We start from the raw sequence: 11,137 nt of genomic DNA, 5'->3' as shown, positions 1-11,137 counted from the left end.
GAGACGGCGCCGCCGGCCACCTCGGCCGCCCCGGCGCCGACCCTGACGCCGCCGCAGTAGCCTCAATTTCGTTGGGGATCAGGGGCCGTCCCGAAAGGGGCGGCCCTTTCCATTCACGCAGCGGCGCCGCAGAGACCAATCGCGCTTTCCCGTGTTTATGGGTGGCCCGGACAAGCCGGGCCATGACGAGTATATTTATATCAAAAGCTTGATCCTAGGCCGGCAAGCGGCCTTCCTTCTGCAGCTGGGCGCCGATCTCGTCGATCCGGCGTTCGCCGGCCTCCAGCGTGGCCGGGCTGCTGTGCACCGAATAGTAGCCGAGCACGAGGTCGTGCGGGTGGCCCGCGGCGGAGCCGAGGACGAACTCGGTGTCCTCATCCGCGCGCACGTCGATCGCGGCGTTCGACGGCTCGAAGGCCACCAGTTCCCCCGCTTCCACGCGCTCAGGGGCCGTCGTCAGCCCGCCCCTCGCCACCGCCAGCCAGGCGACGGTATGGCCGGCGGGCGGCTGGTAGCGCCAGGTTTCGCCGGCCTTCAGGCGCACCGCCAGATAGTTGATCGGCGACGGCGCCTTGAGCGGACTGGCCGCCGCGCCATAGACGCCGAGGAGGACGCGGGCCGGGCCGTCCCGCGCGATATCCGCGGGCGCCTGGTAGATGCTTTCCACCGGTCCGAGTTCATGTTCCGGGGGAAGCGCGATCCAGAGTTGGAACCCGCGGGTGCGGGCGGCCTCGCCGGCGCCGCCGCCGTGCCACGCGCCGCCGCCGGCCTTGAACCATTCGACGCCGCCCTGCGGCAACACGCCGGTGGCGCCGGTGGTGTCCTCGTACCGGACCTCGCCCTCGAAGAGGTAGGTCACGGTCGCGATGCCCGAATGGGGATGCAGGCCGAAGCCCGAGAACGACGCCGCCGCGGTGTCGAACAGGTCAAGGAAGACGAAGGGCTTGAGCACCTGGCCAAGGTCGCCCGGGCTCATCAGCCGGGTGATCGGCCCGTGGCGGCGCCCGCGCGAGCGATAGACGATCTCGCGGGGGCGTTCCTGGATCAGGACGGGGGAAGGCGCTGCGGTGGTCTGGGTCATGTTGAAGCTCCTCTGGCGGCCGCCGGTGGCGGCGATGGGGACTGAGGTTGCGTGCGGCCGTCACGCCGCCTTTGCTGCGGTCTCCTCGCGAGCGGCCTTGAGGGCGTGGGTCCACCAGGCGAGGTCGTCGAGCATGGCGACGGCGGTGGGCTCCAGGTGAGCCATGTCCGCGAAGGTCTTGCCCTGCATCAGCATGCCGATTAAGTCGGCGCCGCCGATGTGCACGGCCGCCTTGGTGGGCGCCATCTGCAGCTCGACGCAGACCAGCCGAAGGTGCTCCACGGCGCGCGCGCCGCCGACCCCGCCGTAGCCGACAAAGGCGACGGGCTTGCGGTTGAATTCCTTGTAGGCGTAGTCGAGCGCGTTCTTCATCACCGCGGGCGGGCCGTGGTTGTACTCGGCGGTGACGAAGATGAAGCCGTCGAGTTCGGCGACCTTGCGCCCCCAGCGACGGGCGGCCTCGTCCTTCGGCGGCCCGTAGAACGGCGACGCGAGCTCGTCGAAGAACGGCATGGGATAGTCGCGAAGGTCGACGATCTCGGTGTGGAGGTCGCCCCGCGCGGCGGCGATGCCGTGAATCCACTCCGCCGCCTTGTCCCCGAAGCGGCCCTCGCGGGTGGTGGATATGACGATGCCGATGCGCGGCTTGCTCATGATAAAATCCCCAAGAAGGTCCAGGTGGTCTACAAAGGCGACTTGGGCTAATTTAGTGACTGAGTAGGCGCCGTGAAGGAGGCACTTTCATGAAACCCAGTCACCTGCACGGAACCGACTGCCAGCCGGCCGCCGAGATCCTCTCCCGCATCGGCGACAAGTGGTCGGTCATGCTGGTGATGGAGCTGCACGGCGGGACCCGGCGGTTCAGCGAGCTGCGCCGGACCCTGTACGGGATCTCGCAAAAGATGCTGACCAGCTCGCTGCGCGGGCTGGAGCGCGACGGCTTCGTCACCCGCACGATCCACCCGACCATTCCGCCGAAGGTCGAGTACCGGCTGACCGAGCTCGGGCGCGAGCTGGCGGTCCCGGTCAGGGCGCTGGGCGAGTTCGCGCTCCAGAACCGCGCGCGCGTGCTCGCCGCCCGCGAGCGGTTCGACGAGGGCGCGGGGGCGGCTCCCGTGGCGGTCGCCGCGCCGGAGCGGCGGGCGGTGCGCGGCTAGTGTGCTGGATTTGAAGTTCGCCGTCTTCACGGGCCACGCGCCGAGCGAACTTCAAATCCAAGAAGCACACTAGAAACATATACTTGCTAGTGTCCTTATCGATTCCGAAGTTCGTCAAAGTCAGCCGCAAGCGCTTGCGAACTTCGGAATCGGGGCACTAGACGCAGCCGCGTTGCCCGCGCAAGCGGAGCCGGATCGAAAATCAAGCCCCAGCGTTAGGAGCCGCGGGACTTTGGGAAGTATCGCGTGGCCCGCATCGAACCGCATGCCCGTTCGCCGCTGATCCGGTCTACGGCCGATCGGCGCACCCGCGCATTCCAGGACGAGGCGCTGGGCGGCAGGGTCATCCTCGACAACGCGACGTTCGAGCGCTGCAAGTTCCAGGGCGCGGTGCTCGTCTACACCGGCGGCGTCCCGCCGACGATCCGGGACTGTTCGTTCGAAAAGGTCTCCTTCGAGTTCGACGGGGCCGCGGGCCGGACGCTGGCCATGCTGCAGGCCATGTCGTCGGCGTCGAGCGGGCTGCGCGACATCTTCAAGGCCTCGTTCCCACGGATGTTCGGGCACTGAGCAGGGCCGAACGCGCGGTGGTGGAGCTTGACGGTCCGCGGCGCGTTGCGGCTCTGGAGGAAATCAACATGCGCCCAACTGTCCCATGGCTGTCCGCCTGCCTGACGCTCTGCGCCGGCGCGGCCGCGGCGGGCGAGGCCTTCGTCGGCGCCTACGCCCACGACGTGCACGTCTTCGCCATAGGCGGCTACGAGCGGGGCGCCGAGATCTCGGCGGGCTACCGCACCTCCCCGCTGCCAAGCCTGGGGGTCATCGGCAGTCCGAGCCTCTACGGCTTCGGCGCCGGCAACACCGCGGGCGGCCTCGACTACGCGGCGGCCGGGCTGTCCTGGCGCTTCGGGGACCGCTTCTACCTGCGGCCGGGGATCGGGATCGGGGTGCACGACGGCAAGGTCGGCGAGTTCCAGGTCGGAAACGAACTCAACCTGGGCTCGCGCGTGCTGGCGGAGCTGGAACTCGCAGTGGGATGGCAGATCAACCCGCGCGTTTCGCTCGAGGGCTCGATGGTTCACATGAGCCACGCACAGTTGGCGGGCCACCAGAACCCGGGCCTGGATGACGTGGGCCTGCGGCTCAACTACGCTTTCTAGGATGACCGGAGAGAACGCAGGCGCCGCCAGGACCCGCACGTCGCGGGTCATCAAGGCTCCGCCGAGGCGCTCTACGAGGCCTTCATGGACCCCGCCGCCCTCGTCGAGTGGCTGCCCCCGGCCCAGATGACCGGCAAGATCCACGCCTTCGACGCCAGGGTGGGCGGCGGGTACGAGATGTCGCTGTTCTATCCGCCGGACGAGCAGGTGTTCCGCGGCAAGACCGCCGAGCGGGAGGACCGGGTCAAGGTGCGGTTCGTGGAGCTGGCGCCGCCGCGCCGCATCGTCGAGGCGGTCAGCTTCGTCACCGCCGATCCGGCCCTGCTGGGCGAGATGACGCAGACGGTGACGTTCGAGGCGGCGCCCGGCGGAACCGAGGTGACCCTGCTGTTCGAGAACCTGCCGCCGGGCCTGCGGCCGCAGGACAACGACGCCGGCGCCCGGTTGTCGCTGGACCAGTTGGCCCGGCGCTTCGAGTGACAAGGAGGAGGCTCCGCGCGCAGCCCGCGGTCGGCGCTTTCCCCTGCAGGTTGCATGCGCTTCCGATGCCATTTCATCTACGGTTAACTAGGGGTTGGATTTCGGTAGGGGCGCAGATGAACAACAAGATTCTGGTTTCGGTCGCCGCGGCGGCCTGCATGGTCGCCGCGGCTGCGCGAGCGACGCCGGCGCCGGTCGCCTCCTGCGCGACCACGGACATCGTGCCGATCGCGCTGTCCTGCGTGGGCTTCATCTCCGGCAACCTGCTGAGCAACAACGGCGGCGACATCACCGCCCAGACCAATGCTCTGGCCACGCTCGGCCTGACCTGGGACGGCAACTTCAGCGGCGACGAGAAGGTCAGCGTCGGCGGGTCCCACACACTCAACTTCAGCACCCTGCTCACCGGGATCAGCTACATCGGCATCCATTTCGGCGGAGGCGTGGGGGGCCCAGGCAACGCAACGGCCTTCTACAAGCTGGACGCGGGCGCCGGCCTCGACACCATCACCCTGAACTACAACGCGAGCTCCGACGCCGTGCTGTATTCCATCAGCCCCGTGCGCGGCGTTCCGGAACCGGCTTCCTGGGCGATGATGATCTGCGGCTTCTTCGGTCTGGGGGCGACCCTGCGCCGCGCCCGCCGCGTCCAGGACGCCGCCGCCTAGAGCACGATGGGGTCAGGCGGAATCGCCTGACCGCTGAATCGTGCTCCAAATTCAAAGTACAGACCCTGATCGGTTCAGATCGTGTCGATCTGAACCGATCAGGGTCTAGGCCGGACCTTTCAGGCCTGGGGCAAGACCAGCCGGAAGACCGCCCCGTGCGGGGTGGCCGCGCGATAGTCCAGCCGCCCGCCATGCCCGAGCGCGATCTGCCGGGCGAGCGTCAGCCCGATCCCCGAGCCCCCGGCCTTGGTGGTGTAGAACGGCACGAACACGCCCTCGGGATCGTCGGTCGGCAGGCCCGGACCATTGTCGGCGACGCTCAGCGCCACCTGGTCCCCCTCGAGCGTGCAAGTCAGCCGCACCTCGGCGTCCGGCCGGCCGCGCACGGCGTCGACGGCGTTCTTCAGCAGGTTGATCGCGGCCTGCTCGATGAGGTCGGGGTCCGCGTCGACCACGAGCCACGCCGGCTGCACCGCGCTTGAATAGGCGACCTGGTCCTCGCCGATCATCGCCGCCGCCAGCCGGTCGAGCCCGCGCACCAGGTCGGTCGCCGAGGTGCGCACCTTCACCGCGGCCGGCGCGTCGGTCAGTTGCCGGTAGCGCTCCACGAAATGCAGCAGACCGTGGCCGCGCCGAGCGATCACCTCGGCGGCCTCGATCACCTCGGCCTCGGTCGCGGCCCCGGGGGCGGCGCGCAGCCGCCCGGCGATGCCTTCGGACAGCGAGCAGATCGGCGTCAGAGAGTTCATCATCTCGTGGGCCAGCACCCGCACGAGGTCCTGCCAGGCCTTCACCTCCACCGCATCCAGGTCGCCCGCGACGCTCTGCAGGGCGATCAGCCGCCGCGCGCCGTCGGCGGTGGTGAAGCCGGAGACCTGCGCCAGCATCGCGCGCTGGTCGGCCAGCCGCACGATGTCGCGCGCGCCCACCGGCAGATCGAGTAGCCGTTGCACCGTCTCGGCGCTCAACGCCGGGATCGCCGCCATCGGTCCCGCGCCCGCCCCGAGCCCGGTCCGCGCCGCCCGGTTGACGGCCACCACTGCGCCCCTGTCGTCCACCACCAGCAAGGCGGCGCTGACGGTGTCGGCGAGGGCTTCCAGGAAGTCCGTGCGCTGCTGCCGCTCCGCCCGCGTCGCGGCCAGCCGGTCGAGCGCCGCCTGGATCGCCCCGCCCAGGGCCCGCAGGCCGACGGGCGTCGTTGGGCGTTCGTAGCCCTCGGCGGTGACCCCCTCGACGAACTGGGCGAGCGTCCGATCCGCAGCCCGGATGCTCCGCATCAGGTCGAACATCACCAGGACGAGCACGCCGCCGAGCACCACGGCCGTTGCATAGAGCCGCCGTTCCCCGGCCATCAGGATTCCGAAGGCCAGGCCGCTGATGGAGATCGCGCGCAAGCCTGCGGCCAGGGCGAACCCCGCGGCGCCCCCGAACACCCTAGAGGCCATGCCGCTCCATCCTCCGATAGAGCGCCGGCCGGGTCAGGCCGAGCGCCGCTGCCGCATGGCTGACGTTGCCCTTGTAGAGCGAGAGCGCGCGGACGATGGCGCGGCGCTCCAGCTCGTCGAGGTTTAGGGCCGCGCCTGACGCCCGACGCTCCGCCGTCAGGGCGGCGGCGTCCCGCATCGCGCCGGCCAGCGCCTCATTGCGCCAGGGCTTCAGCACGAAGTCGGCGGCGCCGCGCTTCAACGCCTGCACGGCCAGCGCCACGCCGCCATAGGTGGTCATCAGCACCACCGACAGCGCTGTGTCGGCCGCGTGCAGTCGCGCCAGGGCGTCGAGCCCGGACGCCCCGTCTCGCTCGCCGGCGGCGAAATTCATGTCGAGCAGCACGGCGTCGTAGGCCTGCGCCCGTTCCGCCAGGCCCTCGGGGGAGACCGCGCAGTCCACCCGCGCCGCGCCCGGCGCCAGCACGGCGGCGGCGGCCTTCAGGACATCGGGGTCGTCGTCGACGATGAGGTAGCTGGGTCCCACGTGTCGAATCTACGGCCTCGTCCGGATTCCGCCAAAGCCAGTTGCGTCAGAGGCTTACCCGCGAAAGGGCGGAGCGGGCGGGTCGCTGATGTCCGTTTCCGGACAGCTGGATTCGGCCGGCGACCCACCCGGCTTGCTAAGCCTTTGAGTCGGCTGAACTTCGTTCTCCGCGCACTCCGGGCGACACTGTTCGTCATGAGCGCTGTGATGGACAGATCGATCGAACGGCCGATGTGGCGGCGGCGGCGCACGCTGATCGCAGCCGGCGCGCTGGCCGCCGTGCTGTCCACCGCGGCCCTCGCCGCCGCTGTGCTGGGCGACGCCAAGTCGAGCGTCCGCGTGCCGACCCAGAACGTCATCCTTTCCACGGTCCGACCTGGTGTCTTCCACGACTTCGTGATGTTGCGCGCCACCGCCCAGCCCAAGGACGTCATCTACCTCGACGCGCTGGAGGGCGGCCAGGTGCAGCAGGTGATGGCCCAGGCGGGCGACGTCGTCGCGGTTGGCCAGCCGCTGCTGCGCTTCCGCAACACCGAGCTTGAGCTCGAGGTGCTCGACCGCGAAGGCCGCCTCGTCGAATCGATCACCCAGCTGCAGACCTACGAGAAGCAGCTCGAGGACGCTCGTGTGGCCAACGAGAAGGCCGCCGCCCAGATCGCCTACGACATCACCCGTCTGCAGCGCACCGCCGAGCGGCGTGACGCCTTGGTGGCCAAGGGCTACGTCACCAAGGACCTCTACGAGCAGGTCCACGACGAGCTCGACCACAACCGCAAGCTCCTGCCGCTGCAGACCGCCTCCAACGCCCAGCAGGACGCGCTGCGCCGCCGCCAGATCCCGCAGATCCAGGGCGAGCTGGCGACCCTGCAGGAGAGCCTGAAGGTCACCCGCGGCAAGCTCGACAGCCTGGTGGTCCGCGCCCCGGTGGCCGGCCGGCTCACCGACATGGACATCAAGCTAGGCGAGATCAGGAACCGCGGCCAACGGCTGGGCCAGATCGTCGCTGACACCGGCTTCAAGCTGCAGGCCCAGATCGACGAATACTACCTCGACCGGGTCCGCGCCGGGCAGACCGGCGACGTGACCATCGAGGACCGCCAGGTCCCGGTGCGGGTGACCCGCGTCGACCCGCAGGTGAAGAATGCGACCTTCCAGGTGGACCTCACCTTCGAAGGCGCCATGCCGCGCGGCCTTCTCCCCGGCCAAGCACTGGAGGGCCGGCTGACGCTGGGTGGCGATCGGCCGGCCCTCATTTTGCCCGCCGCCGCCTTCCTGGAGCGGACCGGCGGCGACTGGGTGATGGTGGCCGACGCCGGCGGGAGCCACGCGGACCGGCGCCGCGTGAAGATCGGCCGGCGCAGCGCGGAACAGGTGGAAGTGCTCTGGGGCCTCAAGCCCGGCGAGCGGGTGATCACCTCCGACTACACAGGCTTCGAAAAAGTCGATCGCGTCGTTTTGGCGAAATAAGGGAGGGCGCAATGCTCAGGCTCGACAAGGTCAGCAAGGTCTATCGCACCGCCGAGGTGGAGACCCTGGCGCTCAACGAGATCTCCATAGAGGTGCGGGCCGGCGAGTTCGTGGCGGTCATGGGCCCCTCCGGCTGCGGCAAGTCCACCTTGCTCAACGTGCTGGGCCTGCTCGACAGCCCCACCGGCGGCGAGTTCGAGTTTTTCGGCGAACAGGTGGCGCGCCGCTCCGAGCGCGAGCTCACGGCGCTGCGCCGCGACCGCATCGGCTTCGTCTTCCAGAGCTTCAACCTGATCGACGACCTGACGGTGGCCGAGAACGTCGAGGTGGCGCTGCTCTACCGCCGGGTCCCCGCCGGCGAGCGCCGCCGCCGGGTCGCCGAGGCCCTGGAGCGGGTCGGCATCGCCCACCGCGCCCGCCACCGCCCGCAGCAGCTCTCCGGCGGCCAGCAGCAGCGCGTGGCTGTGGCCCGCGCCCTGGTCTCCGACCCCAGCCTGATCCTCGCCGACGAACCCACCGGCAACCTCGACACCCACAACGGCGAGGCGGTGATGGCGATGCTCACGGACGCCGCCGCGGCGGGCGTCACGGTGATCATGGTCACCCACTCGCTCGCCCACGCCGCCGTCGCCCAGCGCACCGTCAAGCTGCTGGACGGCCGCGTGGTCTCCGAAACCCTGCTGGCGGCCTGAGGAGGCGATCCGATGTTCCGCAACTACCTCGCCGCCGCGCTGCGCAACCTGGCGCGCAACCGCCTCTACGCCGGCATCACCATCGCGGGCCTTGCGGTGGGCTTCGCTGCGGCGATGCTGATCGGGCTCTACGTTCGAGACGAGCTGACCTTTGACCGCTTCGTGCCCGGCCACGAGCGCGTCTACCTCGTCACTGAGACGATCAACCTGCCGACCGCCAAGCCGATCGACACCAAGCTCTCCCAGATCAAGCTGGCCAAGCTGATCAAGGCGGATTTCCCGGAGATTGAACTCGCCGCACGCCTGTCGGGAGCCTATTTCCCGCCCACCGTGCGCCGCGGCGATATCGTCACGGCGGAGCAGAACCTCTACTGGGCGGATCGCGACTTCTTCCGGGTGATGCCCCTGCCGGCGCTGGCCGGTGACACTGCGACGGCGCTCGAGGCGCCCGACAGCGTGGTGATCACCCGCGCCGTGGCCCGCAAGTATTTCGGCCGTGATGCGCCTGTCGGCAAAACCCTGCTGATCAACCGTCAGCCGTTCAGGGTCACCGCGGTGCTCAAGGACCTGCCCTCGAACACGAACATCGCCGGCGATATCTTCGCATCGAGCCTTTCGCCGCAAAGCCCCATTTCGCAGTTCGAGCCGATCAACGGTCCGCTGGACACCACCCTGTTCACCTACCTGCAGCTGCGGCCGGGCGCATCACCGGCGACGATGGAACCCAGGGTCCAGCGCTTCCTGGCGGAACGGTTCCCGCTCTACAGCCAAGCCGACCTGGGTCCCATCCAGAGGACGTTGCACTTCCTACCGCTCACCCGCGTTCACCTGACCCCGGTCGGCCAGGATCTGTACAACTTCAAGTCGCCGGTGAATCCGGCCGTGCTGGCGGGGATCGGCCTGGTGGGGGCGCTGATCGTCATCGTGGCGGCGATCAACTTCGTCACCCTGATGACCGCCCGCGCGGCGCGTCGTGCGATCGAGGTCGGCGTCCGCAAGGCGGCCGGCGCCAGCCGCCGGGACCTGTTCTGGCAGTTCATGGGCGAGGCCTTCCTGTATGTGATCGCCGCCGGCCTGCTCGCGGTGTCACTCGCCGAGCTTCTGATGCCGGCATTCAACGCCTTCCTGCAACGGAAGATGACCTTCGACTACCTGCACGATCCGGGCCTGGCCCTCGCAGTGCTGGGCGCGTTGCTGACCACCGCCGTGCTGGCGGGCGTCTACCCGGCCGTCATCCTGTCGAGCTTCCGGCCCGCCGCGGTGCTGAAGGGTGGCGCGGTCTCCGTCGGTGGCGGCAGGGTCCGGACGGCCCTCGTCGTCGCCCAATTCGCCGTGCTCATCGCCCTGGTGCTGATGGCTACCACCGTCGCGCGCCAGACGCTCTACGCGCTTAACGAAGGCATGCGGCTCAACAAGGATCAGGTGCTGTTGTTGCTTTCCCAACCCTGCGTCGAACCGATGCGCGACGAGGTGCGAAAGCTCCCAGGCGTACGCTTCGCCGCCTGCGCCGGCGCGAACGTCCTCGCCCTGAGCCACAGCAACGACGCGGTGGCCGTCGGTCCTCACAAGTTGACGATGGCCAGGAGCGCGGTGGATTTCGATTTCTTCAGCGTGTTCGGCCTCAGGCCGATCGCCGGCCGGGTGTTCGACCGCGCGCGGCCGGCCGACGGAGCGCAAGGCATGCCGGCAAACTATCCGCCGGTGGTCATCAACGCGACGGCTGTCCGGCGGCTGGGCTTCGCCTCGCCGCAGGCGGCCATCGGCAAGACCATCGTGTGGCACGGCAACTGGGACATCTCGATGAAGGCGCCGACATCGGTCCCCGAGGTGGCCAAGCCGTCCGAGATCATCGGCGTCGTGCCGGACTTCACCTTGGGCTCGATGCGTGAGCCGATCCCGCCGTCGATGTACGCGATTGGCCGCATTCTTCCGCCAGACTCGATAGGCATGGCGATCAAGCTCGACGGGCGCCGCCTGCCTGAAACCCTCGTCGCCATCGACAGGTTGTGGAAACGGCTGGGCGAAGGCCGGCCGACGATGCGTTATTTCGTCGACCAGCTCGCGCTGCGCCTCTACGTGGACTCCATCATCCAGGGGGCGACGGTCGCCATCGCCAGCCTCATCGCGCTGTCGATCGCCTGTCTGGGCCTCTTCGCGCTCTCCGCCTACACCACCGAGCGCCGGACCAAGGAGATCGGCGTCCGCAAGGCCATGGGCGCAAGTTCCGCGGACATCCTGCGCCTGTTGCTCTGGCAATTCACCCAGCCGGTGCTATGGGCCAATGTGCTGGCTCTGCCGGTCGCCTGGTTGGCCATGGACTGGTGGCTGAAGGGCTTCGCCTATCGCGTGGACCAGGCTCCCTGGACCTTCCTGACCGCCGCCGGGGCCGCGGTGCTGATCGCCTGGGGCACGGTCTTCGTCCACGCCCTGCGGGTCTCCCGCGCCCGGCCGGTGGGGGCGC

General features: G+C 69.2%; 11 protein-coding genes and 1 pseudogene. 8 read left to right on the top strand and 4 right to left on the bottom strand.

The window, feature by feature from the left end; translation table 11 throughout:
* Positions 1-214: 214 nt before the first annotated feature.
* The gene (locus JWP28_RS08375) at positions 215-1,081 is read right to left on the bottom strand and encodes a pirin family protein (RefSeq protein ID WP_299541981.1); all 867 of its coding nucleotides are present in this window, start codon (positions 1,079-1,081) and stop codon (positions 215-217) included.
* 60 nt (positions 1,082-1,141) lie between these two features.
* Entirely contained in the window at positions 1,142-1,735 is a 594-nt protein-coding gene (locus JWP28_RS08370) for an NAD(P)H-dependent oxidoreductase (RefSeq protein WP_299541979.1), read from the bottom strand.
* Between the two features lie 89 nt (positions 1,736-1,824).
* On the opposite strand from JWP28_RS08370, the gene JWP28_RS08365 reads away from it, so the two are divergent.
* From JWP28_RS08365 to JWP28_RS08345, 5 genes and pseudogenes are all read left to right on the top strand, one after another.
* On the top strand, positions 1,825-2,238 hold the full coding sequence (locus tag JWP28_RS08365; protein ID WP_299541977.1) for a helix-turn-helix domain-containing protein: 414 nt from the start codon (positions 1,825-1,827) through the stop codon (positions 2,236-2,238).
* Between the two features lie 246 nt (positions 2,239-2,484).
* The gene (locus JWP28_RS08360; protein ID WP_299541975.1) at positions 2,485-2,808 is read left to right on the top strand and encodes a hypothetical protein; all 324 of its coding nucleotides are present in this window, start codon (positions 2,485-2,487) and stop codon (positions 2,806-2,808) included.
* Between the two features lie 68 nt (positions 2,809-2,876).
* The gene (locus JWP28_RS08355) at positions 2,877-3,398 is read left to right on the top strand and encodes an acyloxyacyl hydrolase (RefSeq protein WP_299541973.1); all 522 of its coding nucleotides are present in this window, start codon (positions 2,877-2,879) and stop codon (positions 3,396-3,398) included.
* A gap of 69 nt (positions 3,399-3,467) precedes the next feature.
* Positions 3,468-3,878: pseudogene (locus JWP28_RS08350) on the top strand (SRPBCC domain-containing protein); the annotation flags it as partial.
* Between the two features lie 116 nt (positions 3,879-3,994).
* Positions 3,995-4,546, top strand: a complete 552-nt coding sequence (locus JWP28_RS08345; RefSeq protein WP_299541971.1) for a PEPxxWA-CTERM sorting domain-containing protein — start codon at positions 3,995-3,997, stop codon at positions 4,544-4,546.
* 119 nt (positions 4,547-4,665) lie between these two features.
* On the opposite strand, the gene JWP28_RS08340 is transcribed toward JWP28_RS08345, so the two are convergent.
* Together JWP28_RS08340 and JWP28_RS08335 are read right to left on the bottom strand one after the other, a co-directional pair.
* Positions 4,666-5,991 carry an ATP-binding protein gene (locus tag JWP28_RS08340; RefSeq protein ID WP_299541969.1) on the bottom strand — a complete coding sequence of 442 codons (1,326 nt, stop codon included), beginning with the start codon at positions 5,989-5,991 and terminating at the stop codon, positions 4,666-4,668.
* A complete protein-coding gene (locus JWP28_RS08335; RefSeq protein ID WP_299541967.1) occupies positions 5,981-6,517 on the bottom strand; it encodes a response regulator in 537 nt (178 codons plus the stop codon). The genes JWP28_RS08340 and JWP28_RS08335 overlap by 11 nt, the downstream gene beginning before the upstream one ends.
* Before the next feature lie 207 nt (positions 6,518-6,724).
* Between JWP28_RS08335 and JWP28_RS08330 the strand changes: the two genes are divergently transcribed.
* The 3 genes from JWP28_RS08330 to JWP28_RS08320 form a co-directional block, all read left to right on the top strand.
* On the top strand, positions 6,725-7,984 hold the full coding sequence (locus JWP28_RS08330) for an efflux RND transporter periplasmic adaptor subunit (protein ID WP_299541965.1): 1,260 nt from the start codon (positions 6,725-6,727) through the stop codon (positions 7,982-7,984).
* 11 nt (positions 7,985-7,995) lie between these two features.
* A complete protein-coding gene (locus tag JWP28_RS08325) occupies positions 7,996-8,676 on the top strand; it encodes an ABC transporter ATP-binding protein (protein ID WP_299541963.1) in 681 nt (226 codons plus the stop codon).
* A gap of 12 nt (positions 8,677-8,688) precedes the next feature.
* Positions 8,689-11,137: ABC transporter permease (locus JWP28_RS08320; RefSeq protein WP_299541961.1), on the top strand; the 2,449-nt coding region annotated here is incomplete at its 3' end.

It is taken from the genome of Phenylobacterium sp. (genome assembly GCF_028290885.1).
Taxonomy (GTDB): Bacteria; Pseudomonadota; Alphaproteobacteria; order Caulobacterales; family Caulobacteraceae; genus Phenylobacterium.
This window is presented reverse-complemented; position numbering and strand designations above follow the sequence as displayed.

Bases quoted from the DNA above. Each gene is read 5' to 3' on its own strand.
- JWP28_RS08375 (WP_299541981.1), bottom strand. From the start codon at position 1,081: ATGACCCAGACCACCGCAGCGCCTTCCCCCGTCCTGATCCAGGAACGC.
- JWP28_RS08370 (WP_299541979.1), bottom strand. From the start codon at position 1,735: ATGAGCAAGCCGCGCATCGGCATCGTCATATCCACCACCCGCGAGGGC.
- JWP28_RS08365 (WP_299541977.1), top strand. From the start codon at position 1,825: ATGAAACCCAGTCACCTGCACGGAACCGACTGCCAGCCGGCCGCCGAG.
- JWP28_RS08355 (WP_299541973.1), top strand. From the start codon at position 2,877: ATGCGCCCAACTGTCCCATGGCTGTCCGCCTGCCTGACGCTCTGCGCC.
- JWP28_RS08345 (WP_299541971.1), top strand. From the start codon at position 3,995: ATGAACAACAAGATTCTGGTTTCGGTCGCCGCGGCGGCCTGCATGGTC.
- JWP28_RS08340 (WP_299541969.1), bottom strand. From the start codon at position 5,991: ATGGCCTCTAGGGTGTTCGGGGGCGCCGCGGGGTTCGCCCTGGCCGCA.
- JWP28_RS08330 (WP_299541965.1), top strand. From the start codon at position 6,725: ATGGACAGATCGATCGAACGGCCGATGTGGCGGCGGCGGCGCACGCTG.
- JWP28_RS08325 (WP_299541963.1), top strand. From the start codon at position 7,996: ATGCTCAGGCTCGACAAGGTCAGCAAGGTCTATCGCACCGCCGAGGTG.